General features: G+C 58.4%; 21 protein-coding genes. 5 read left to right on the forward strand and 16 right to left on the reverse strand.

The features are described from left to right. Positions 1 to 3: 3 nt before the first annotated feature. The 8 genes from BC363_RS09810 to BC363_RS09845 are packed head-to-tail and all read right to left on the reverse strand — an operon-like array spanning position 4 to position 9,858. Positions 4 to 1,122: an AAA family ATPase gene (locus BC363_RS09810; protein WP_083223628.1), complete on the reverse strand. Its 1,119-nt coding sequence runs from the start codon at positions 1,120 to 1,122 to the stop codon at positions 4 to 6. Further along, on the reverse strand, positions 1,119 to 2,609 hold the full coding sequence (locus BC363_RS09815) for an FtsK/SpoIIIE domain-containing protein (protein ID WP_065785428.1): 1,491 nt from the start codon (positions 2,607 to 2,609) through the stop codon (positions 1,119 to 1,121). Before BC363_RS09815 ends, BC363_RS09810 begins: the two co-directional genes overlap by 4 nt. Next, complete coding sequence (dndD, locus tag BC363_RS09820) at positions 2,603 to 4,645, reverse strand: DNA sulfur modification protein DndD (RefSeq protein WP_065785427.1); 2,043 nt, start codon at positions 4,643 to 4,645, stop codon at positions 2,603 to 2,605. Before dndD ends, BC363_RS09815 begins: the two co-directional genes overlap by 7 nt. Next, entirely contained in the window at positions 4,642 to 4,842 is a 201-nt protein-coding gene (locus BC363_RS09825) for a hypothetical protein (protein WP_065785426.1), read from the reverse strand. Before BC363_RS09825 ends, dndD begins: the two co-directional genes overlap by 4 nt. 58 nt (positions 4,843 to 4,900) lie before the next feature. Continuing rightward, positions 4,901 to 5,308 carry a DndE family protein gene (locus BC363_RS09830; protein ID WP_065785425.1) on the reverse strand — a complete coding sequence of 136 codons (408 nt, stop codon included), beginning with the start codon at positions 5,306 to 5,308 and terminating at the stop codon, positions 4,901 to 4,903. After that, complete coding sequence (locus tag BC363_RS09835; protein WP_065785424.1) at positions 5,305 to 7,578, reverse strand: AAA family ATPase; 2,274 nt, start codon at positions 7,576 to 7,578, stop codon at positions 5,305 to 5,307. Before BC363_RS09835 ends, BC363_RS09830 begins: the two co-directional genes overlap by 4 nt. Next, positions 7,571 to 8,701, reverse strand: coding sequence for a DNA phosphorothioation system sulfurtransferase DndC (dndC, locus tag BC363_RS09840; RefSeq protein ID WP_065785423.1), 1,131 nt, complete (start codon positions 8,699 to 8,701; stop codon positions 7,571 to 7,573). The genes BC363_RS09835 and dndC overlap by 8 nt, the downstream gene beginning before the upstream one ends. Further along, entirely contained in the window at positions 8,698 to 9,858 is a 1,161-nt protein-coding gene (locus tag BC363_RS09845) for a cysteine desulfurase family protein (RefSeq protein ID WP_065785422.1), read from the reverse strand. Before BC363_RS09845 ends, dndC begins: the two co-directional genes overlap by 4 nt. A gap of 480 nt (positions 9,859 to 10,338) precedes the next feature. Between BC363_RS09845 and BC363_RS09850 the strand changes: the two genes are divergently transcribed. Both BC363_RS09850 and BC363_RS09855 read left to right on the forward strand, forming a co-directional pair. Then, positions 10,339 to 10,647 carry a hypothetical protein gene (locus BC363_RS09850; RefSeq protein WP_065785421.1) on the forward strand — a complete coding sequence of 103 codons (309 nt, stop codon included), beginning with the start codon at positions 10,339 to 10,341 and terminating at the stop codon, positions 10,645 to 10,647. A 443-nt stretch (positions 10,648 to 11,090) separates the two neighbouring features. After that, a complete protein-coding gene (locus BC363_RS09855) occupies positions 11,091 to 11,672 on the forward strand; it encodes an intradiol ring-cleavage dioxygenase (RefSeq protein WP_065785420.1) in 582 nt (193 codons plus the stop codon). A 234-nt stretch (positions 11,673 to 11,906) separates the two neighbouring features. Here BC363_RS09855 and serA read toward each other — a convergent pair whose 3' ends face one another. From serA to BC363_RS09885, 6 genes are all read right to left on the reverse strand, one after another. Then, complete coding sequence (gene serA, locus BC363_RS09860; RefSeq protein WP_065785419.1) at positions 11,907 to 13,145, reverse strand: phosphoglycerate dehydrogenase; 1,239 nt, start codon at positions 13,143 to 13,145, stop codon at positions 11,907 to 11,909. A 479-nt stretch (positions 13,146 to 13,624) separates the two neighbouring features. Next, the gene (locus tag BC363_RS09865) at positions 13,625 to 14,533 is read right to left on the reverse strand and encodes a homocysteine S-methyltransferase family protein (RefSeq protein ID WP_065785418.1); all 909 of its coding nucleotides are present in this window, start codon (positions 14,531 to 14,533) and stop codon (positions 13,625 to 13,627) included. 99 nt (positions 14,534 to 14,632) lie between these two features. Further along, positions 14,633 to 15,322: an ABC transporter permease gene (locus BC363_RS09870; protein WP_065785417.1), complete on the reverse strand. Its 690-nt coding sequence runs from the start codon at positions 15,320 to 15,322 to the stop codon at positions 14,633 to 14,635. A 12-nt stretch (positions 15,323 to 15,334) separates the two neighbouring features. Continuing rightward, complete coding sequence (locus BC363_RS09875) at positions 15,335 to 16,060, reverse strand: ABC transporter permease subunit (protein WP_065785416.1); 726 nt, start codon at positions 16,058 to 16,060, stop codon at positions 15,335 to 15,337. Between the two features lie 12 nt (positions 16,061 to 16,072). After that, a complete protein-coding gene (locus BC363_RS09880; protein ID WP_065785415.1) occupies positions 16,073 to 16,846 on the reverse strand; it encodes a transporter substrate-binding domain-containing protein in 774 nt (257 codons plus the stop codon). Positions 16,847 to 16,891: 45 nt separating this feature from the next. Continuing rightward, on the reverse strand, positions 16,892 to 17,671 hold the full coding sequence (locus tag BC363_RS09885) for an ATP-binding cassette domain-containing protein (RefSeq protein ID WP_065785414.1): 780 nt from the start codon (positions 17,669 to 17,671) through the stop codon (positions 16,892 to 16,894). Positions 17,672 to 17,832: 161 nt separating this feature from the next. On the opposite strand from BC363_RS09885, the gene BC363_RS09890 reads away from it, so the two are divergent. The 3 genes from BC363_RS09890 to BC363_RS09900 all read left to right on the forward strand — a co-directional run bounded on the left by BC363_RS09890 (position 17,833) and on the right by BC363_RS09900 (position 19,532). Then, positions 17,833 to 18,306 (forward strand): Lrp/AsnC family transcriptional regulator, encoded by a 474-nt coding sequence (locus BC363_RS09890; RefSeq protein ID WP_065785434.1) that lies wholly within the window; start codon positions 17,833 to 17,835, stop codon positions 18,304 to 18,306. Positions 18,307 to 18,741: 435 nt separating this feature from the next. After that, a complete protein-coding gene (locus BC363_RS09895) occupies positions 18,742 to 19,038 on the forward strand; it encodes a DUF1778 domain-containing protein (RefSeq protein ID WP_053249433.1) in 297 nt (98 codons plus the stop codon). Beyond that, the gene (locus tag BC363_RS09900) at positions 19,035 to 19,532 is read left to right on the forward strand and encodes a GNAT family N-acetyltransferase (RefSeq protein WP_065785413.1); all 498 of its coding nucleotides are present in this window, start codon (positions 19,035 to 19,037) and stop codon (positions 19,530 to 19,532) included. Before BC363_RS09895 ends, BC363_RS09900 begins: the two co-directional genes overlap by 4 nt. Positions 19,533 to 20,112: 580 nt before the next feature. On the opposite strand, the gene fabF is transcribed toward BC363_RS09900, so the two are convergent. Next, a complete protein-coding gene (gene fabF / locus BC363_RS09905; RefSeq protein WP_065785412.1) occupies positions 20,113 to 21,381 on the reverse strand; it encodes a beta-ketoacyl-ACP synthase II in 1,269 nt (422 codons plus the stop codon). A gap of 66 nt (positions 21,382 to 21,447) precedes the next feature. Next, positions 21,448 to 22,038 (reverse strand): TetR/AcrR family transcriptional regulator, encoded by a 591-nt coding sequence (locus BC363_RS09910; RefSeq protein WP_065785411.1) that lies wholly within the window; start codon positions 22,036 to 22,038, stop codon positions 21,448 to 21,450. Positions 22,039 to 22,057: the final 19 nt, after the last annotated feature.

Consider the following 22,057-nt stretch of genomic DNA (forward strand, 5'->3'; position numbering starts at 1 on the left):
TTATCAAACGCCTTCCTCGATCAGATGCCCGCCTTTCACGAGACCTGGCTCCGTACGCTGGTGATCGAACACTTTCAGCAGCTCCCGATTATGCGTCGAGAAGACGATCGAAAGTTGCGGATGGAGAACCAAGAGACGCTTCAACGCCTGGAAGGCCCGGTGCATCCACTTGGAATGAAGATGGGTTTCGACTTCATCAATCAGGATGATTGTGTTGCGCGTCATGTGGCAGGCGACGCGAATGTAAAGTTGCAAAAGCGCACGTTCCCCGTGGCTTAGATGCGAGAGAGGGTGCTCACCAGATGACGCGGAAACGACGGATTGAAGATCTGCCCGCCTCGGCGGCAGCAGAGCCTTGTCTTCCTCACCGAAGATTTCCCCGTTGATATACTTCAGAAGGCTCTCGAGTCGTCCGTCGTCGAGCCATTCGAACCAGACCAACAGATTATCGACCGATGTGGACCATTCCGGTCCATCAGACCCGAAGACTTGGGCCGGTGAATAGCCGAAGTTTTTCGGTCTCGTCACCGATCTTTCTCCGCTCGGAGCGACCAGCCGACGATCGGCCGGGAAGAACAGAATGGTCGGCAGCTCCTGACTTTCGCCGAAGATCGCAGTCGGAGCGCTCCCCTGCTTCGATCGAATGTTATCAAGGAGGAGCTGACCGAGCGCGTTAGCCTCTCTTACATGGCCGAGGCTATCGACGCAGATCCTCGCCCACTCAGAGGCTTGCGCATCCTCGTCGAGCATTGTCGGTGTCCAGTCGACAAGCGGCACCTCGATGCCTGTCCAGATCGACAGCAGAACCGTCTGCGTCTTCCCACCGATTGTCCATGTTGCACGTAGGTCCGCCTGAGCGCGTTCCCTCGAGCGCCGTTCGGCAAAACGGCCAGTCGGCGGATCCGATAAGAGGCCAAACAGCCCATGGATCGACTCAAGAATCGTCGTTTTTCCATGCCCGTTCTTTGCAAGGATCATAAATAGGTTGGCCGGCGGAGGGTCGGGAGTTTCCTCAGTACGCACACCGGTAAAATTGACCGTTCTGACGGCGTCCTGAAAAGGGCCCGTCTGGTCGAGGGTTAGCTTCAATAGCTTCCAGTCGGAAATCGTTAGATCTGTCATGAGGACCTTATCGCTGAAATGATGTCTGCTTGATCGACACGGCAACCATGAGCTCTCACGGTACTGCGTCCGGCGAACCGCACCAGCATGTCGCCTCGCATGAGCAAGGACTCCGCGCCGCCTTCGTCGAGAATGATGCGAGATTCGGATTGTTTCTGGACCGTCAACGCAATGCGGCTCGGCGTGCTGGAGCGCAGCAGACCTGGGAAGGTGGCAGCTTCGGGTCTTTGGGTTGCCAGAACAAGGTGTATTCCTGCCGATCGTGCCTTCTGAGCGAGACGAACTAGCGGCGTTTCAACCGCCCGCCGCGTCAAGATCAAGTCGGCAAGCTCATCAATGACAACTACGATATGCGGCATGTCCGCGCCATTGGCACGGGCTTCCATGAGATTACGAGCGTCTAGCCTGCGCATCCCTTCTTGGCGCCGATCCATTTCCTCCACGAGGCCATTGAGGACGGCAAGCGCATCGTCGGAAGACGTCGTGACCGGTCCCCTAAGCCTCTTGGAGCTGACGTAAGCGGAAAACTCTACCGCCTTCGGATCGATGAGGACCAGCTGGGGCGCGTTTGCGTTTTCCAGCAGCGACAGCAGGATGGAATGAAGGCACATGGACTTTCCGCTGCCCGTAGTGCCACCGACAAAGAGGTGGGGTGCGTCCGCGAGGTCAATTACGAAAGCTTTGCCCAGAATGTCGGTACCGAGGCAAATCGGGAGAGACATTGCCCGAATTTCGGGTTCGCTCAACATAGGTCTCAAATCCGCCCACGTCGTAATCCGCCAGGAGGCTGGTGGACGCGGAACGATGAGGTAAACCTGTCGCTCGGCCGTCGCAAGAGCGACAGACACCGTAGCCTCGCCGAAACCGAGCGCAAACGAAAGCTTAGGCACGCCTCTCCTGAGGCGATCCAGGTCGTCGAGTTCATGAAGAACCAGTGTGAAACGCGTCAGTCTCGGTCCATCAACGGTCTCCAGGATTTTCGCGCCGACTCCGAGCTGTCCGAGCACCCGTTCGATCCGGGGCCCGATTTCGTCGTCAGCGATATCTGGTGCCTCGAACCGGCTTGCCACACCTGCAAACAGCTGGTTTGCCAGATAGTGATGGAAATCGGAATCGGTAGCCCATTCTTTGGAAATTGCATCAATACCGCGGCGCACGTGTTGCTGGAGTGCGTCGTGAAACGCGTCGTCGTCGTCGAAGAGATTCCGGCCCTCGTAAACAGAAAGCAAGGCACGATAGAGGTCTGTGAAGTCCTCAGCCTCACCCTTGCCTTCACCCGTCATCTGGTTTGAATGGATCGTCGAGCCCTGCGGCTGTGAACTTTGCCGCTTGAATGCGGTGGGGCTCGGAGGCTCCAGGTTCTGCAGCGACCTCGCAAGACCAAGCCGGGCGGCCGTCCACTGGTCGACGCGCGCGCGAAGTCCAGCATCGGTAATTTGGCGCAGGAGTTCCTTCTCGGCCTTTGATAGTTGGATACGATCTACCATTGTTCCTCCACGACCAACCCGCCAACTTCAATTCCTCCCATATCGCCACGGTCGTTCCTGATCGTGAATTCGCGGGCGATATACGGTCTCAGCCTGGCAAGCTTTCCGCCTTCGAGCTCGGAGTTCGTCGGTAAGATGATGACCTGATGCGAGATTTTCGGATAATAGTTGGCCAAGAGGTTGATCTGATTTTCCCGGTCGATGCGGCCGAGCGGTGTGTCAATGATGACCGGTACGTCGTGTCCTGCGACGTCCTTCATTGCCCATAGCAATGCGGTGGCCGCAAGCTGGCGCAGACCGCTTGAGAGACTGGATCGTCCGATCCGGTCGCCAACCCCGTCGATGAAATGCATAACGTAATTGTCGTCCAGTTCAACACGCGCAATCAACGGATGCTCGTAAATCAATTCGAGCAGGCGTTGATTAATCCTCTCCTGAATTTGCTCGCGTGTCTCCACCCGCATTGCCTCTCGCAAATCATTGAGGGTTTTAGCGATTTTTCTAATAGCGCGCGCTTCCTCCGAGTTCTTCGTTGCCTGGGCTTGGGAGGCGCCCAGTTGATCGAGGGTCTTTCTGGACCGAGCAATCTCTTGACTTGCATCCTCCAGCCGCGTTTGTTGATGGCCCTTGCGCTCATATACCTCAGCGATACGACTTTCGAGCTCCACGATCGTTGCTGTAACGCGACGAAACTCGTCGAGATTGGCCTGAGACCCGACTTCGATGCGAAGCAAGGCGTCGGAAACCTGCGACAGATCAAACTTCAGCCGGGTCACCTCATTGAGGCGTGCCAATTGCAAGGCTTGCCGGTCCGGTCCGGACTCGATCAATCTGACCATCATGCGACGCAGACGTTCCGCACGAGCCAGCTCCAAGCCACCAAACAAGCCTTCCGGTGTTGGATTGCGAACGAGTTCTTCGACCTTTTCAGCAAGTCCCGATGACAAACGGGCCCTCGAATCGTTCGAAAGATCATCGGATGCAAGCTCTTCCAGCCAGAAAGGCAGTGCTTCGGTGACCTTGCGCACAACGATCGCTTCGGGCGCCCCTACAGACGACAGGCGTTGCTCGATCGACTGCATGGCCTGCTGCAACAGCTGAAAATTTGCAAGGGGCGGTGCGAAAAACGGCACGTCTTCAGCGACCTTGTCGCGCGCCTCCTCGAGGCTCCCTTCGATCTCTTTCTTCCGCGCCTCGAGCTCGGCTCGCTGGCTTTCCGAAGCCCCAGAGGAAAGGTTCTCGCGCCTCGCCTGCAATCGTCTCAGCTCGGGCACGTCGACGGAAAGGTGCTCGTCGATCTCGGTCAAAACATGCTCCGCAGCCTGCTTGCTACGCATGGCGCGCGCCAGAGTGCTTTCCGCCGCCCCGATCTTATCGAGGAGCGTAGAATTCAGGTTCTTTCTTTCCCTTTCCTTGGCGATCGTTTCCAGTTCGCCGGACAACTCCGAAACAAAGCTGATCCTCAAAAGCCGGTCAAAATCGACAGGCTGACGGTCGACTCTCTCCGAGATGGCTTTGACCTCTTCGCCATCAAAAAAGAAGAACCCGACATAATCCTTCGGTAGTATCGACTCCAGACGCTCCTCAGCTTCATCGTTTGTCAGCCGGTGTTCGCCATCGATAACAACAAGTTGCTCGCGAAACGTCAGTCCGTCATCGGTGGTCCAGGAGCGATCAGCCTTGAATCGTCGGCCGCCGCTTTCGCACACGGCGGTGACACGTGCAGTCACGGAAGAACCGTCGGCCCGCGCTCTTTTGAGTGCCTGCCGATTGATCACTCCATACCAATTACCGGTGTCGCCGAGGACATACCGTTGCGGGGGCAATATTTGCGGAGGAAAACCAACCTGCCTCGCCTGGCCGCTCTCTGTGCCCGTGAAAAGGAGTTTGACCGCATTAAGGAAACTTGTCTTTCCCATGCCGTTTCGCCCCCAGATCAAGAAGACATTCTTCTCCTCGTCCTCCTGGGCAAACTCGACCCGGGCTTGGCTGCGGTAGGCAAATATATTTTCGAGTTCAATCGAGATAAACTTCATTTGTCGCTGATTCCAGAGGCCCGCAGCTCTTCGTCAACGACCGCTGCGATGCGTCGTCTCAACGCGGGGCGCATGCCCCACGCGTGCAGATTGGAAAACTCTTCTTCCAGATTGAGGAGCATCTCCAGCAGAGACCCAGAGACATTGTTGGCCGCAGAAACGCGAGCGACCAACCTTTGGCGCGTATCGTGGTCCAATTGTCCCCTCCAAATTCTTCTCTAAGCAACAGCCGGCTTTGTTAATAAACCGATATGATCAAAGGCTCATTAAAAAGTTGTGTGGCTCTCCGGCATAAACTTTAAATTTCTTCTCTAGCGAGTCTAATCCGCGGGCCCAGTGGGCCGCCACCAGTTCGAAGAATTGCTTTCGCGAAGGCGCGCGAATATTCGCCTGCGCGCAGATCAGTGTCACCCAGAGAGCCATTTCGCTCTCCTCTTGACCAAACAATGTTTCGCCTCTGATCGGCTTGCCCAAGATATCGGAGGAGGGGCGCGGGGGCGTTGACTGTGCCAGGGAAAGGCCAATAGCAACACGCGCGGGCTGATAGCGATAGTCGAAACAGAGAGCCTTCTGCAAGGCGGTGTTGATCGCATCGCCCGATTGGGAAGTCCGAAAATCGGCACGGAACAGGTCACCCAGTTGAATCGACGATAAACTGGTCATGCCGCGACCTCATCAAAGTACCCGCTCCTTGCAACGCTGCTGCCGATGCCGGCGGCGTGGACACGATGGTCGAGGAGGAAGCTCCCTCCAATCTTGTTTCGTATCAGTTCGAGATACCTGCCATTGATCTCCTCCGGCTGAGACAAGAGAATGGTTTGAACGGCACTCGATGAGAAGTACCGCAAGAGACGCTCGCGGTGATCGGAGTCCAGGCGGCCAAGCGGAGTATCGATGATCGACGGCAACTGGACCGCCGACAGCTGTCCGATCGCTGCGATCAGCGCCATCGCAAAGATTTGGCGTTCTCCTGCTGAACGATCGAGCGAACGGACGTCCTGACCGGCGTGGTCGAACAATGAGACATGCCCGCCCGACGCGACAACAATGCGAGCGATGCTACCCTTGTGGGCCAGGAAGCCGTAGACCTCCGTAACTTTCTGGCTGATCTTTTCGAAGCAGCCGGGCAAAAGCTCGTTGGTGACGAGTTCGATCTTGTCCGCAAGACTGAGCGCCTGATCAACGGGTCGCCTGTGTCCCAGGCCGCCACTCTGGGCGTTGTCATCACCATCGAGCGTCCCAGTTAGCCTGGAGATTTCGGCCTCGATCAAGGTCAGTTTTTCCGATCCATTGGAAAGACTGCGCTCCAGTTGCTCGACTTCGGACTGCGAGGTCGCGATTGCGCCCTGAGCGCTTCTGATGGCATCATCACGTCGATTTCCCTCATCGATCGCGGTTTCCGTTTCCCTTATTGAGGCTGCAAGCGAAGAGATGTGTTCGGCAGCTTCTGCCAAGGCAGTGCGTTCATCCTCATGGCGCCGCAGCCGTTCGGTCACACTCTTGCGCAACACCGCTGTAAGGTGCGGAAACTGCAACGCGTCGCTTTGACCAGAGACCGCCTTGGACAGGGCATTCCAAGCCTTTGAGACGTCTTCACGGGTTGATTGCGTCTCGCCGCCCAATCCTTCAATAGCGTCGAGCAGCCGTTTAAGTGCGGCATCATTTTGAAAGACACCGCCCGTTGTGTCGTCGTCCAGATCGTCGGCGTTGAGCGTCGCCAGCACAGAGTTGCGGAGCTTCTTGCCAACGAGCGCGATCGGCAGTGTCGTGGCCGCCAGTCCGGCGAACTCATGAACTGCACGGGCATGTTCGAGAGTGAGTGATTGGCGTTGCTCTAGGAGTTCATGCATCGATGCATAGGTTCCGCCATTTTGCAGGCTCATCAGTCGAGCCAAACTGGCATCTCGCTGCTCGCGGGTGGTCTCAAGCGCGTTGGCAAGGCTGGCAATCTCCCCGGCAACTCCCTTCTTGATATCTCGCGCAGTCAGAAGATCCGAAACGATCTTGCTTTGCTCATCACCAACCTTCTCCTGGCGGCGGACGCGATCGCGAGAATAGCTGCGCAAATCATCGACGATTGCCCGGAAACGCCATAGACCAAAGGCGCTCTCAGTGATCGCCAGAACCTGCTCGTCGAGGTTTCTTTCAGAGAAGGAAGACGTCTGTTCGGCGTCGAACAGGAAAAAGAAAGCGGCCCCGACGGTCATCAGACGCCGCTCGACTTCTCCTTGGTAAAACTCGGTTGTATCGACATCGCCAGGGGCGGGCAGGATATTGCCATCTTCGCCGACATAAAGCGTCAGCGTTTCATCCTCCTCATCCATCGCTCCGGCTTCGTTGAAGTACCAGCGCCGCTCGACCACAAGAATTCCCTCAGGGGTTTCCCATTCCGTACGGACGGTGGCGCTTGTCTCTCCTCGATCCTTTGCGGGCCGATGAAAGGAATTCTGGATGAATTGCCGATATGCCGAACCGCGCGTCCCTGCTGCGGAGCTTTCTCCCAGGAAGCGCGACCTCTCGCTCAACGCCGACTTTCCAAAGAGGCAAAATAGAATGCCTTCAAGAAGGCTGGTTTTGCCATAGCCGTTCTTGCCGCCAATCAAAATCACCGGCTTCGACAGGTCGAGGCTCGGAAGATTGATCGTCGTATTGCCGAACACTTTCCAGTTTCTGAGCGACACCTGCCGAAGCGACACAAGGCCCTTGGTCGGAAGACGCTCTGTCATCCGAGCCCCATGTTGCCGGTCAGGCTCGTCTGCCAGCATCGTGTCAAAGGCATTATAGAGGGGACGACGGTTGCCGCTTCCTTCGAAACGCCTGCGAGCATCAAAAAGCATAGCCAGCTTCTCGATGGGGAGGTGGAAATTGTCGCATGCGGCGACGAGTTCGTCCAAGTCTATGCTGGAAGGAACGAAGTCGATGATATCAGGCATCTGCGCGTCCGGCCGTTTCTTTGAAGTCTTCCGCCCAAATGCGCTTGATCTCCTGGATTTCATCAACATGTATCAGCTGGAAGTTCACTTCATCTTGAACTTCCAGCAGGCGTGAGAGGATTGTATTGCGCGCCTCGAGGGTGAAGGGCCCTGGTATCAGCCGGCCTTCTCCGACGAAGTTCAATGTTCCGTTTCTTCTTACGGCCATGCGCATATCGCCCCGTTCGCGAATATCCTTCAACCAGTCGCGGAACTCTAATAGCGGTTCAACGTCGTCATAACCGGCTTCTACGAAGGCTGCTGCACTCCTGTCCTTCTCTACGACCGTGCAGGTCCAGCACCCAAAACGTGACGATGTACTGCCGCACGAGGGCGCATCGCTTTTATCTGTAACCAGAGGGCATTCGGCACCCCCCGCGTTGCGATAGATCGTCACCAGGTCCCGGTGCGTTCCGCCCCAGGGTGGCTGAGATTGCAGGAGGGTCTGCCACACCTCGTCGGTATCGAGCTCGACGATGGGCTTATAGACCATGCACCCCTGCAAGCTCGTATGTGGGTTCAAACGTTGTCCGTTTTCATGGCGCTCGACACTTCGCCGACGCTGCATGGACTCTGACCGTCTGACGCCCAAGAGCAAAATGGCCTCTCCCGCACCGCTCACCTGGTCTCGAATGTACTGTGTTGTGGGCTGGATTTTCATGCGATCAGTGCACCAGCGGAACATCTTGCTCGGTGACGGATACCCCCGTCCGATCAAATTGACCCAGAAGGTCTGGTCGGTCTTCGGAGTCGTCTTGGCGACGGTCAGGGGAAGGCGCAACGGACCGACCGCAGCAGAGAGCTTCGCAAGTACACTGTCGAGGTGACGTGCCAACACAGGCGATTCCACAAGCGTGTCATTGGCAACGACATGGATCGTCCTGGATCGCTCCCGCGGTGGGAGATCCAGGACCATTTCCAATACAAGCTGCAAGAGCAGCGTGCTGTCCTTGCCGCCCGAAAATCCGATGATCCACGGCGTTTTGTGCGGTTGACGATATTCGTCGCGAAGATCCGAAGCGACAGCCGCAAGTTTGTCGGCAGTCTCAAGCGCGGGAAGCTCGCCCAAAGAAAATGAAGTCATGACGCACGCAGCCTTCCGCTCATCGCTCTCAAATCATTCACGGCGGCACATAACAGACTCGCAGCACGATCAACTTCGTGCTCAGTCGTGAACCGGCCGATTCCGATCCTTATAGCTGATTCTGCTTCGCCACGCGTCAACCCGATCGCCAGCAGGACGTGCGATGGTTCGAGCGACTTCGAGGAGCAGGCAGAGCCTGTCGAAATCACGAGGTTTTCGCGAACGCGCATAACAAGCGCCTCTCCGTCTACGCCGGGAAACCGCAGATTAAGGTTGCCGGGCAGACGGTTGTCCATATCCCCGTTGACAAATACCTCGATCGAAGCGGTCAACCGCTCAAGGAGGCGATCGCGAAGTGCTGCAACGCGCTGGGCTTCGGTCAAAAGGCGCTCGGATGCAATTGAGCATGCGGCTCCCAAGGCAACGGCAAGAGGGGCCGGAACCGTTCCCGATCGCATCCCGCCTTCCTGACCGCCGCCGCGGAGAAGCGGCGTTAAAAGCCGCCGGACACGCCTACGAGCGCATAGTGCCCCGATTCCGATGGGACCATACAATTTGTGAGCGGTCAGGCTCACCATATCAACCTGGCTGAGCTCGAGCGGAACCTTCCCTGCGGCTTGCGCGAGGTCGGAATGTACGATCGCGCCAAGAGCTCTGGCGGTCCTGGCGATGTCGCTGATCGGCTGCAGCGTACCGATTTCGTGGTTTGCTGCCGCAATCGACACGAGCCCTGTTTTAGGACCTAGTGTTTCTGCAAAAGCATTCTGGTCGATACGCCCGGACCTTGATAGGGGGACGACGCGGACATCGAAATCGTCCTTGATTGCCGCCACAGCGGAAAGGACTGAGGCGTGCTCTCCAGCAGATACTAGGATCTGTTTGCGGCCAGTTTGCCTGAGATGCGCCAGGACACCAGTAATGGCCAGATTGTTTGCCTCGGTGGCACCTGACGTAAAGATAACGTCGGAAGGCGCAAACCCGACAAGCGCGCCTACGGCCTGGCGAGCGGTCTCGATGGCTATGCGCGCTGCGTCACCGTTCTTCGACTGAGAATGCGGGTTGGCATCCAAGCCAATATACGCCTCGAAGAGTGCCGAACGAACCTCTGGGTCGAGGGGCGTATGGGCATGATAGTCAAGATAGGATGCGTCCGGCATCGCATTCTCCGATCAAAGCATTCATGGGTAACACAGGCGGTGAGGGTCTCGCCAGAACAGGTTGCGGCGCACGTTGAAATTCCACACATTATCAGCGATGAGCTATTGTGTCGTAGCCTGACGAATTGCGGATCAAGAGACAGGCCACGAACGGAGCACAGCCTGAGCGGATTGCTTGACTCCCCCTATGTACGTCCCATTGCCTTCAGGATCGCCAGCGGCGATCACGGGTTGGGGCACGGCACAGGCCAGTCCGCAGAGCGCTGGCTTTCTAGGACAAAGCCGATGAAAATGCCATGGCGAGCGCCTATACGGAGACCAGCCGCGGCGCCCATCTTCCCGTCGGCTTCTCCGAGGAGGACTGGGTGCGCCTGTAGCGCAAGCTTGCGCTGACCGCGCCTCAAGGGAAGCTGTCGGCATAGACGATTGACGTGAGGTTGCGTACGTCTAGTTCTGGCATGTGGGGGAGAGGGGAAAGTGATGCAGTACGTGGTCCGAACCATTGAGGAGCCCGAAGGCGAGGCCAAGTTCAAAGTATTCGGGACGAAGCCGAATGCGGAGGCGTACTTCCGCAGCCAGGCGGAAGCCGCACGCACAGGAGAGATCGAGATTGCCACTCTCTTCGAGGTAGATTGTCATGACGTGCGCGATGCCGTTGAGGCCGTCAAGGCGGGTAACAAGAAGCAAGTCGCGTTACTCGCGCAACGCCTCTCAACCGACGCCCTTATGGCGAGTTGCATAAGAAAGGCGATCGCGAGCTGGCACTTCGGAGACCTCGACCTGCCTTAACTTTTCATCTCTGGCTCACATTTCATGGCAGAAGAGCCGGCGTTCACGTGTGTTCTCGTTCTGTGCTTCGAAGATCGCATAATGTATCGTCAGGAACGGCGCAAGCTCGCTTGCCGGGGAGAGAGGTGTAGGAATCCCTATCCGCGCTTGCGCGTTATGGACAGCTTTCGCTCGTTGCTTGGTTCCGAACGTGAAGGGAACGCTTTTTTGTTCTTGGCGGCTGATGGACCGCAACTTTCAAACGCGTCGCGAGTTCGAGAGGTGATTGATCTTCGCGTGCGAATGTTCGCAGCAGCAAGCCTACCGAGCAAATCCAGCTGCTCCGACGCTTCAGCGGTCCTCGCCTGATAACGTTGCCGGTCGAGATTTCTGCTAACTTCCGCCCCACTTCTGCCCAATGGGGCCGCAACGATCTTAGCTTCCATGTTTGGAGATACAACGCCATGCCGACCCGGCGACATTTCCTTATCAGCTTCGTCGCCACGCCAATTGTGCTGCCGAGACTCGGCCATGCGGCCGGCTCTCCTGTGGAGCTGCCGCTTACGGCCAGTTGCGGTGATGACCACGATCTGACGCCACCACAGACCGAAGGCCCGTATTTTAGGCCGCAAAGCCCTGAAAAACAGGACTTCGCGAGCGATGCACCGGGCGGTGAACGGCTGACACTTGCTGGTTACGTACTAACCAAGGACTGCCAGCCGGTAGCGAAAGCGTTGATCGAGCTATGGCACGCTGATGAAAGCGGCACCTACGACAACAGCGGATACAAACTCCGCGGACATCAATTCACGGATGCAGAAGGCAAATGGTGGTTCGAGACGATCGTGCCAGGACTCTATCCTGGACGGACCCGGCATTACCATGTGAAAGTCCAACGGCCCGGCGGGAATGTGCTGACGACGCAGCTCTATTTTGCCGATGAGCCGGACAATGAACGAGACCGCATATTCAACGCAGCCTTGTTGCTCGATATCAGGGCGACGAGTGACGGAAAATTCGGCCGTTACGATTTCATAGTGGCGTAGCTGGCGCGTTGCATCCACGGGGTGTTCACCTCGTTGCTCGCTGCCGGGCGGTCGCATGCGGCCCACAGAACCCACAATCAATGCCAGCAAAAATCTCCAAGATCGATCCGACAGGGACCTGAGATCACAGATCGGGGATTGGTGGGCCCGGCAGGACTCGAACCTGCGTCTACTTTTTCGTCAAGGGGACGGTCTGCGTCAGAAACACACAGCGGAGGTGGTTGCCGGCCAATGTCAGTAAAGCAATCGGGCTCGTATCGTTCCCGGAATTTGGCGAAGCGCTTCGAGTATGTCGTTCGCTGTCCCGCCGACGTCCTCGATTTCGATAACCACGTAACCCGTTTCGCCGTATGTCTGCAGAAACTCACCGACGATGTTGAGCCCGCGGGACGAGAAAATCGTATTTAGGCTGTTTAGCATACCCGGGCGATTTTCATGAACATGGATGAAACGCGTGCCATTTGGACGTGGTGGCAGTTGAACTTGGGGAAAATTGACAGCGCCCAGCGTCGAGCCGACGTCGGAATATTCCACAAGCTTCCTGGAGACCTCCCTTCCGATACGCTCCTGAGCTTCTTCCGTCGATCCACCAACATGCGGAGTGAGAATGACGTTATCCAAGCCTTGCAGCGGCGTTTCGAAGCGCTCATTGTTTGACGCCGGTTCTTTCGGGAACACGTCAACCGCCGCGCCTGCGAGATGTCCTTCTTTCAGGACCTTCGCAAGGGCTTCAAGATCCACCACCGTGCCGCGGGAATTGTTGATGAAAAAGGCTCCCTTCTTCATCCTGCGCAGTTCGGCCTCGGTTATCATGTTTTGTGTCGAACTGGTTTCAGGAACATGCATCGTTACGAAATCTGAAACTTCAAGCAGTTCACCGAGCGACGCCATGGATTCTGAGTTGCCATGGCGAAGCCTGTCTGAGGGATCAAAATAGCGAACGTTCATCCCCATGCTTTCCGCAAGTACGCTAAGCTGCGAGCCGATATTGCCATAGCCTACAATGCCGAGCGTTTTCCCACGCACCTCACGGCTGCCGACAGCGGATTTATCCCATCCTCCTTCATGGGCAGAAGCCGAACGCGGAACTATTCTCCTTGTCAGCATGATGATCTCACCGATCACAAGTTCAGCGACCGAACGTGTGTTGGAGTAGGGTGCGTTGAATACGGGGATCCCACGTCGGCGAGCTGCATCCAGGTCGACCTGATTTGTCCCGACAGAAAAACATCCAACGGCCATAAGCTTATTGGCGGAACTGAAAATCTCATCTGTCAGGTGGGTACGCGATCGAATGCCGACTATATGCGCCTCGGCGATCAGACTTTTGAGATCCTTGTCATCCAGTGCTTTCGGCAGATGGGTCAGATTGACGTAACCTGAAGATAAAAAATAATCCGCAGCGCTCTGACTGATGCCTTCCAGCAGAAGTACGGAAATGCGATCGCGCGAAAGAGAGAAAGATCTGGTCATTGGATGGCTCTCGATGCTCGAATTCGATTCCGCCGAGGCCGTCGCACGGCCACGATGGCTAATAAGATCTGAAAAGTGTTCTAGCGACTATTTCACGGGTTGCGCAACAACATACTCAACTCCGCTAACGGACTTACAAGGTTGAAGCGACCGTGCGCAAAACCGGACCGCCTCCGACCGAGCACGCAGCGTGACCAACAGCATCTGATGTTTCTCAAGAAAACCCACTTGGCCCGCGCGCGTAACACACGGCTCGTGCGCGGAAAGTCCAGACGAGTTGACCGCTTGCTGAGAATGCCGAACTTCCCAAGCGAATTGGACTGCGATCAACCCGTTGAGGCGGTCACGCGTCCTTGCCGCGCGTTGACCGATCTCCCCACCAGAGCCATTCCAGGAAAAGTGCAAAGCGGTTTTCCGTTCGGAATTGCGTAAGAATGAGGTGGCAGCGCCTGCATGGCGAACCGCCGCTACCCCGGCACTTAGCGTAGGAGCGTCTTGCCGAGGCGGTGGATATGGGCAGCACCGATGCCGCAGCAGCCGCCAATGATCGTAGCGCCAGCCTCGGCCCAGGAGCAGGCAAAACGCGAATAGGCGTCGTCGTTCAGGTCGTCGCGAGTCTCGTGCAGGCCCTCATTGGCAGCCGATTCACCCTGGTCTCCTTCAAAAGCATTGGCATAAACGCCGATTTCGATCTGGGCGTCTGTCTTTCGGAACACCCTCGCTGCCGTCTCCACCGCTGCCTGCATGACCTCGGGCTTGCTGCAATTGAACAGGAAGGCCTCCGCACCTGATGATACCGCCCAGGATGCGGCCGCCTCGACGCTTTCGCCGGAGCGAAGCCTCGGCTTGCCGCTTTCGATGTCTGCCTCGTCATCCGCCAATGTGAAGGAAATCCAGAAAGGCTTGCCCGATGCCGCCACTGCCTCGCGGACGGCCTCGCCCTCGGCGATCAGGCTCAGGGTCTCGCCGAGCCATATGTCGACGAAGGGATCAAGGTTTTCGACCAGCACTTTGAGATAGTCCTGCACCCGCGCAGGCTGGAAATTCTGCGGCTCGTAGGAACCGAAGATCGGCGGCAGCGAGCCGGCGACCAGCACCTTGCGATCGGCAACGGCATCGGCCGCTTCGCGCGCCAGGCGACCGGCGAGACGGATCAGTGCCGGCCCCTCCTTCTGAAACCGCTCCTCACCGATATGGAAGGGCACAAGTGCATAGCTGTTCGTCGTAATGACCTGCGAACCGGCGGCGATGAATTCCTTGTGCACCTCGCGGACGATATCCGGCGAGTTGATCAACGCCAGGGCCGACCATTCCGGCTGTTTCAATTCGGCGCCGAGCCGCAGCAGCTCGCGGCTCATGCCGCCGTCGAGAATTCGTGTTGTACTCATGAGTAATCTCCTGCTGCCGCGCCTTGATCGGCGGCGGGCTTTTTAGAAAGGGGCGAGGTTCGCGTCGATACACGTGGGGTCCATGGTCAGTTCCTCTCGCTAACGCCGAACCGGCACCTGCGCTTCGAGACCTCGAAAGACGCGGGCAATGACTGCGGTCAGGGCGAGATAGAAAAGGGTGACGACGAGCAAAGGTTCGTAGACCAGCAGCGTGTCCTGACGGACCTTGCTGGCCACGGCGTAGAGATCCATCACCGTCACCGTGAAGGCGAGCGGCGTCGCCTTCAGCTGCATGACAATCTCTCCGGCAATCGTCGGCAGAGCAATGCGGATGGCGCGCGGCAGCCAGATACGGCGGATCAGCTTCCAGGGCGACAGGCCGAAGGCCCGGCCCGCTTCAAGCTCGCCCTTGGGCACGGCAAGCAGAGCACCGCGCAAAACCTCCGCCTCATAGGCCGCATAGTTCAGCGTGAAGCTTACGGCGGCGAAAAAGAAGCCTTCGCGCAGGATCGGCCAGAACAGGCTCTGCCGGATGCCGGGGACCATAGGCAGCAGCGAGCCGACGCCGTAATAGAGAAGCCACAGCTGGATCAGCAGCGGCGTGCCGCGGAAGAAGGTGCAATAGCCGCGGGCCAGCAGCCGCGTCAGCCTGCCGCCGCTGACCTGCGCGAAGGCGAGACCGACGGCGACCACGAAGCCGAACGCCACGGAGATGACCAGCAGCGACACGGTCTGCCAGGCGCCGGTCAGAACAAGCGGCCAGTAGGAGGAGATCCAGGTGAAACTCATGGGGCGCTTTCTTCAGGCAAGGCGCGGCTGTCCCCGCCGCACCCGCCCCTCGATCAGCTTGAAGGCGACGTTGGAAACGAGCGTGATGACGAGGTAGAGAAAGGCCGAAGCGAGGAAAAACACGAAATAGTGTTTGGTGCTTGCCCCGGCGAGGCGGGTGGCGAGCGCCAGTTCCTGGTAGCCGACGACCGCGACCAGCGCGCTGTCCTTGGTGATCGACATCCACAGATTGGCAAGCCCCGGCAGCGCGTTCGGCAAGAGCGCTGGCAGCAGGACGCGGCGAAACCTTACCGCAGGCCCCATGCCGAAGGCCTTGGCCGCCTCGATCTGACCCGTGGGAATGGCGAGAATCGCACCGCGCAGCACCTCCGTCATATAGGCGCCCTGTACGAAGCCGAGCACGGCGACCGCCGCGACAAAACCGTTCACATCGATCGGCGGCAGTTCCAATGCCGCCAGCAGCCGGTTGAGGCCGTCGGTGCCGGCATAATAGAGCCCGACGATCAGGATCAGCTCGGGAACCGCGCGGATGACCGTGGTGTAGAGATCGAGCAACAGACGAAGTGCGCGGTTGCCGGAAAGTTTTCCGAGCGCGCCGCCCGTGCCGAGCAAAAGGCCGACCGCGAAGGCGCAGGCCGAGATGGCGACCGTGGAGACCGCACCTGCCAGAAGAACACCGCCCCATCCCGGAGGATAGGGAGACAGCAGGTCCAGAATGCCTTGTTGCGTGGTCGCCATCTTCCGGACCGCTTACTTCGCGCCGTAGATGTCGAAGTCGAAGTGTTTCTTGGTGATGGCGTCGTACTGGCCGTTGGCCCGAACCGCGGCGAGCGCTGCATTCAGCTTGGCTTTCAGCTCGGTATCTTCCTTGCGCAAGCCGCCCGAAACGCCGGCTCCAAGAATTTCCTTGTCGTCGGCGACGTCTCCCATCTTGGAGCAGCAATCCTTGCCGCCGTCGCTTTTGAGGAACGCATCGAGCGCCAGGGAATCGCCGAAAACGTAGTCGATACGGCCGGAGGCCAGATCCTGGAAAGCCTCGTCGAGGGTCTGGTAGGTCTTCTCCTCGGCGGCGCCTGCAAAATACTTCTTGTAATATTCAGACTGGATCGTCGACACCTGGATGCCGATGGTCTTGCCCTTCACGTCTTCGGCGGTGGCGCCCGGCTTCTGGTCCTTGGGGCCGATCAATGTGCTCGGCGTGTTGTAATACTTGTCGGTGAAGTCGATCGCCTTCGAGCGTTCTGCGGTGTTCGACATCGATGACCAGATCACGTCGAACTTCTTGCTCTGGAGAGCCGGAATGAGACCATCCCAGGAAATGTCGACGATCGAGCATTTCTCCTTCATCTCTTCGCAGACGGCGTTCATTAGATCGATTTCCCATCCGTGCCACTCACCTGAGGCGTCCTTGGCGAAGAAGGGCGGATAGGATTCGTTCATGACGCCGAAGCGGACTTCGGCCTGCGCGGTGACGGCGGAAAGCGCAAGGGCCGCGCCGGAGAAAAGCATGGGAAGCAGTTTCATTTGCAGGATTCTCCTGGTTCGTGTGCTATCGATGATGGATGCGCATCAGTTGGCGCTGAGACGGGTGAATTCCCGGCAGCGGGCGCTGACGGGCGAGCCGAAGACTTGCTCGGGCGGGCCTTCCTCCTCGATCAATCCCTGATGCAGGAAGAGGACGCGGCTGGAGACATCTCGGGCGAAGCGCATTTCATGCGTGACGATCAGCATGGTCCGGCCTTCTTCCGCGAGATCGCGGATGACTTTGAGGACCTCACCGACCAGCTCCGGATCGAGCGCCGATGTTGGCTCGTCGAATAGCATGACGGCAGGATCGATGCAGAGCGCCCGCGCGATCGCCGCGCGCTGCTGCTGGCCGCCGGAGAGGAAGGCGGGATAGGCATCGCGCTTATCGAAGAGCCCAACCTTGTGGAGCAGGACTTCGGCCTTTTCGATCGCCTCCCGGCGAGGAACGCCCATGACATGCACCGGCGCCTCGATGACGTTTTCCAGCACGGTTCTATGAGCCCAGAGATTGAAGCTCTGAAAGACCATCCCAAGCCCCGTCCGTAGCCGCTCGATCTGCCGCCAGCTCTGCGGCTGCAGCCGCCCGCCGCGGCCGGGTTTCAGCGCGACCTCCTCGCCATTGACGGCAATACGTCCGCGGTCGGGCGTTTCCAAAAAATTGATGCATCTGAGGAAGGTGCTCTTGCCAGAACCCGACGAGCCGATAATGGAGATGACATCGGACTTGTGAGCCTCGGTCGAGATACCCTTGAGAACCTGTTGCGAGCCGAAGCTTTTATGGAGATCTTCGACGCGAAGAGCAGGAAAGGGTTGATCCGACATGCGTGGGTCCGGCTGAACTGAAGCTGCGAAGGATAATGACAATTTGCGCGGTTTTTTCGCGCAATTTCCATCTCTTTTGCATATTCTATGCAAAATAATCTTTTCCGCGCGGCGGATACGGCAGAATGCAGCCGCGCGAAGAGTTCGAAGTGGACAGGACAATGGAACAACTGGATCGTTTTGACCGCGACATTCTCGATATCGTTCAGCGCGACTGCCAGCTGAAGGCCGAAGCGATTGCCGAGCGGATCGGCCTGTCGGTCTCGGCCGTGCAGCGGCGGTTGAAGCGGCTGCGCGAGGAGGGGATCATCAAGGCCGAGGTCGCCGTCGTCGGCAGGAAGGCGACGGGAACATCGATGGTGTTCATCGTCGGCATGGAGATCGAGCGGGACAACTACGACGCGCTGGCGAAGTTTCGTGTTTGGGCGGAGAAGCAGGATCATATCCAGCAAGTTTATTACGTCACCGGCGCGGTCGATCTGATCGCGATCGTCACCGCCCGCGACGTCGAGCATTATGACGACATCGCCGCCCTGATCATGGCGGAAAACCCGCAGATCCGGCGCATGCATACCAATGTGGTGCTTCGGGACATTAAGCTCGGCTTATTCGTGCCCCTGGCCGCGAATCCTTAAGGCTAAATGGTCTGGCTGATGCCTGGGCCACGCCGGACTTTCGTTATGGAAGGTGTCGAGGCGCGCATTCCGGATCAACGGTCTATCGCATCGGAAATGATGTGGGGCGGTTCGATCGCTTTCGCGGGCTGGCAATTTCGACAGCTGGGGTCAGGACTCATTGATTCAGAAGATGAAGGCGGCAGGGGATGTGATGGCTGAAGGAATGTGAGCGCATCGGTCGTAGTTTGTGCACGCTCCGCTATCGAATCTCTGGTCGATGTAGAATGACAAAACCATTGAGCGCGATGATGCTACGTCACCGGTTCGATTCCGTTCAAGGCGACTCAATGAGGGCAGCGAGCACGCAACAGCAGGAGCACGTAACGACAATATCATTACAATGCTTGTAAAGATGGTGTCATTACGCTATATGGGGTGAAGATAGGAGTTTCCATGCCCACGTCACACACCAGTAAAAGCCCGGAAGCCAGCGTGCCGCTGAATATCCGCATTAAGCCGGCGACACGCAACCTGATCGACCGTGCCGCCGAGTTGCTTGGGAAGACGCGCACGGATTTCATGCTGGAGGCGTCCGAGCGCCGCGCCGAGGAAGTGCTGCTCGACCGTGCCATATTCACGGTCAACCCCGAAATCTTTGCAGAGTACCTTGCCCGCCTCGATGCGCCCGCGCAACCTAATGAACGCCTGAAACGCACCATGACGACCAAAGCGCCGTGGGATGAGGCGTGACGCTTAGCGCACCGGCACCACTTGCCGACCATCACGAACTGACCGAATTCCATTCCGGCGTCTCTGAGCTGGATGACTGGCTGCGTCGTCGTGCCCGCGCAAATCAGGCCGGCGGCGCATCGCGCACCTTCGTCGTGTGCGAGGGCAACCGTGTCATCGCCTACTATGCGCTCGCCTCCGGAGCGGTGAAGCAGCCGGAAGCACCTGGCCGTTTCCGGCGCAACATGCCCGACCCGATTCCGGTTGCCGTCCTCGGCCGCCTCGCCATCGACCAGACTTATCAGGGGCGGGGCATCGGCAGGGCATTAGTGCGCGACGCAGGCCTGCGTCTGCTCAATGCCGCTGAAGTTCTCGGCATCCGCGGCTTGCTGGTGCATGCGATCTCCGATGATGCGCGAGCCTTCTATGAGGCGGTCGGCTTCCTGCCTTCACCGTCCGATCCCATGATGCTGATGGTCGGGCTGCATGATCTCAACAGCGCGCTGAATCCCTAACCACGTCAACTCGCTCGGCCTTTGTGGAAGATGCGCTGCGCTCAATCCCCGCGCGGCGGTATCGCGCCCAACGAGGCCAGCTCTTTCTCGAGTCGGGTAACACGTCGTTCAAGGTTCAGAATAACCTCCCCCTGAAGATCATCGATTCCGGCGAGGGCTTCTTCCCATTCTCTCCACTTTTCAAAAAAGCGTTTTAGCATGCTGCTACCTCTGATGTTTATGATGCTCGACTGGCTCGTTCGACTTTCAAGCCTGTTGTTATCCCAGAGCGTGAATGGAAGCGGGCTTCTGCGCGTGCTCCGCCAGGATCACCACATCCGCCGACCGCCTGAGCCCGGTCGCTACGATCGAAATCTTTAGTTTTTCGCCGAGAGTTTCATCAAATAGGCGCCCAGAGTGATTTCTGGATTCGCGTCGACCTGATCGCGGAGGCACCGCGCTGCCTCGTAGACGTCGAACAACGTCAGTTCCCGACGGGCCGCGATCGACACGAGAATGCTTCTGGCACCCCTGAGCGTCGCCACCCCGAAGAGCGGGTTTTATAGCGCGTCATCGTCCGGACCTGTGCTGTTTAGGCCGGTCATTCGCTCCAACGCCGGAACAGGGCGCTCGCGTTCACACCCCCGAACCCAAATCCGTTGGTAATTGCATAGTCCATCTGAACCGGCCGGGACTTGTTCGCGACAAAGTCGATTCCGTCGCCAGCGGGATCGGGCGCGTTCAAATTCAACGTTGGCGGTGCGACCTGATTCCTGAGTGCCAGGATAGTGAAGATTGCTTCCAGCCCACCTGCAGCGCCGAGGAGGTGCCCGGTCGCGGACTTCGTGCCACTGACCGCTATCCCTGCTGTGGAACCGAACACTGTCTTGATCGCCTCGATTTCCCCTCGATCGCCGAGCGGGGTCGACGTGGCGTGAGCGTTGAGATGTCGGATCTCGTGCGCGGAAATACCCGCCTGCCTGATGGCAATTTGCATCGCTCTTGCGGCGCCTGATCCGTCTTCAGGACCGGAAGTCACGTGATAGGCATCCGCCGTCGTTCCATAGCCTACCAGTTCGGCGAGCGGCTGCGCTCCACGCGCCAAAGCGTGGCTCAGGGATTCGATCACCAGGACGCCCGCACCTTCACCCATTACGAAGCCGTCACGCATCATGTCGAACGGCCGGGAGGCGAGCCCAGGGGTGTCGTTAAACCCGGTTGAAAGAGCCCGGGCGGCGGCGAACCCGCCGAGGCTTACGGTGTTCATGCACGCTTCCGTTCCGCCGCAGACGGCAATGTCCGCCTCGTTCGCCCGGATCATCCGGGCCGCGTCGCCGATTGCCTGGACGCCCGCCGCACATGCTGTCACCGGAGCGCCGAGCGGCCCTTTGAGGCCATGTCGGATGGATACCTGGCCTGCCGCGAGGTTGACCAGGAACGATGGAATGGTGAAGGGCGAAAGGCGCCGCGGCCCTTTCTGGTCGACAGTTCGTACCGCGTCCGTGATCGCTGGAAAGCCTCCGATCCCGGAGGCTATGATCGTTGCCGTTCTGAGGCGGCCCTCTTCCGAGACAGGTTGCCACTGTGCCTGCGCAAGGGCTTCGTCTGCCGCCGCCAACGCGAAGAGGATAAACCGATCGACCTTGCGCTGATCCTTTGGCGGCAAGACGCTGTCAGGATCGAAGCCAGCTTCGGCATCCTCTTCCAGGCAAGGGACAACACCTCCAATCTTGGCGGGCAGATCGCCGACGACCTCTTCAGGAAGACGGCGGATGCCAGACTTGCCCGCCAACAGGCGGCTCCAAGAGCTGCTGACGTTGGCACCGAGCGGACTGACCGCCCCCATTCCTGTTACGACGACACGACGCATGATGACTCCAGAAATAAAACCGCGAACTCGCGGACAGCGGATGCTGAACCGGTTGAGAACTTGTCGTTACTCGGCCGCCTCCGGGGCCGCGACACGTTTTGCTTCAGCCGCTGCTGCTTCAAGCAGACGGTCTGCCACCTTCTCGTCCGTCACGATGCGCGACAGAGTGACCGCGCCAACCATGAGTGCGAGCATCGCCATGGCCTTGCGGGGCGCATCGTCATCGTCACCGCTGGCCGGCAACAGCTCTTCGATAACCTGCAGGTGGGCTTTGATCCCGTCCTGAAACGGCTTGCGGACGTCGACGCTCTGGCGAGCAGCATCGGATCCAAGGGCGACCAGTGGGCAGCCGTCTCCGGTTTCCCCGCGGTGTCCTGCCGAAAGATAAAGATCGATGACGCCTTGGAGCGGATCCGGGCTCGAGGCAGCGACCGAGGACCATCTGCGGGTCGCGCATTCCATCGCTCGCCGCGACGCAAGCGCTGCCAGATCATCCTTGGATTCGAACTGCTTATAGAAGCCGCCCTGGGTGAGACCGGCACCTTTCATCAAATCCTTAAGGCCGATGCCATCGAAGCCGCGCTCACGAAAGAGCCTGCTGGCGACGTTGATGACTGTCTCTCGGTTCGCTTCGGCCTGGGCGCGACTGACTCTCATGATCGTTCCTTTTAGATTT

The organism is Ensifer sp. LC384 (assembly GCF_001695865.1).
In the GTDB taxonomy this organism is placed as follows: Bacteria; Pseudomonadota; Alphaproteobacteria; order Rhizobiales; family Rhizobiaceae; genus Ensifer.

Bases quoted from the DNA above. Each gene is read 5' to 3' on its own strand.
- BC363_RS09810 (WP_083223628.1), bottom strand. From the start codon at position 1,122: ATGACAGATCTAACGATTTCCGACTGGAAGCTATTGAAGCTAACCCTC.
- BC363_RS09815 (WP_065785428.1), bottom strand. From the start codon at position 2,609: ATGGTAGATCGTATCCAACTATCAAAGGCCGAGAAGGAACTCCTGCGC.
- dndD (WP_065785427.1), bottom strand. From the start codon at position 4,645: ATGAAGTTTATCTCGATTGAACTCGAAAATATATTTGCCTACCGCAGC.
- BC363_RS09830 (WP_065785425.1), bottom strand. From the start codon at position 5,308: ATGACCAGTTTATCGTCGATTCAACTGGGTGACCTGTTCCGTGCCGAT.
- BC363_RS09835 (WP_065785424.1), bottom strand. From the start codon at position 7,578: ATGCCTGATATCATCGACTTCGTTCCTTCCAGCATAGACTTGGACGAA.
- dndC (WP_065785423.1), bottom strand. From the start codon at position 8,701: ATGACTTCATTTTCTTTGGGCGAGCTTCCCGCGCTTGAGACTGCCGAC.
- BC363_RS09845 (WP_065785422.1), bottom strand. From the start codon at position 9,858: ATGCCGGACGCATCCTATCTTGACTATCATGCCCATACGCCCCTCGAC.
- BC363_RS09850 (WP_065785421.1), top strand. From the start codon at position 10,339: ATGCAGTACGTGGTCCGAACCATTGAGGAGCCCGAAGGCGAGGCCAAG.
- BC363_RS09855 (WP_065785420.1), top strand. From the start codon at position 11,091: ATGCCGACCCGGCGACATTTCCTTATCAGCTTCGTCGCCACGCCAATT.
- serA (WP_065785419.1), bottom strand. From the start codon at position 13,145: ATGACCAGATCTTTCTCTCTTTCGCGCGATCGCATTTCCGTACTTCTG.
- BC363_RS09865 (WP_065785418.1), bottom strand. From the start codon at position 14,533: ATGAGTACAACACGAATTCTCGACGGCGGCATGAGCCGCGAGCTGCTG.
- BC363_RS09870 (WP_065785417.1), bottom strand. From the start codon at position 15,322: ATGAGTTTCACCTGGATCTCCTCCTACTGGCCGCTTGTTCTGACCGGC.
- BC363_RS09875 (WP_065785416.1), bottom strand. From the start codon at position 16,060: ATGGCGACCACGCAACAAGGCATTCTGGACCTGCTGTCTCCCTATCCT.
- BC363_RS09880 (WP_065785415.1), bottom strand. From the start codon at position 16,846: ATGAAACTGCTTCCCATGCTTTTCTCCGGCGCGGCCCTTGCGCTTTCC.
- BC363_RS09885 (WP_065785414.1), bottom strand. From the start codon at position 17,671: ATGTCGGATCAACCCTTTCCTGCTCTTCGCGTCGAAGATCTCCATAAA.
- BC363_RS09890 (WP_065785434.1), top strand. From the start codon at position 17,833: ATGGAACAACTGGATCGTTTTGACCGCGACATTCTCGATATCGTTCAG.
- BC363_RS09895 (WP_053249433.1), top strand. From the start codon at position 18,742: ATGCCCACGTCACACACCAGTAAAAGCCCGGAAGCCAGCGTGCCGCTG.
- fabF (WP_065785412.1), bottom strand. From the start codon at position 21,381: ATGCGTCGTGTCGTCGTAACAGGAATGGGGGCGGTCAGTCCGCTCGGT.
- BC363_RS09910 (WP_065785411.1), bottom strand. From the start codon at position 22,038: ATGAGAGTCAGTCGCGCCCAGGCCGAAGCGAACCGAGAGACAGTCATC.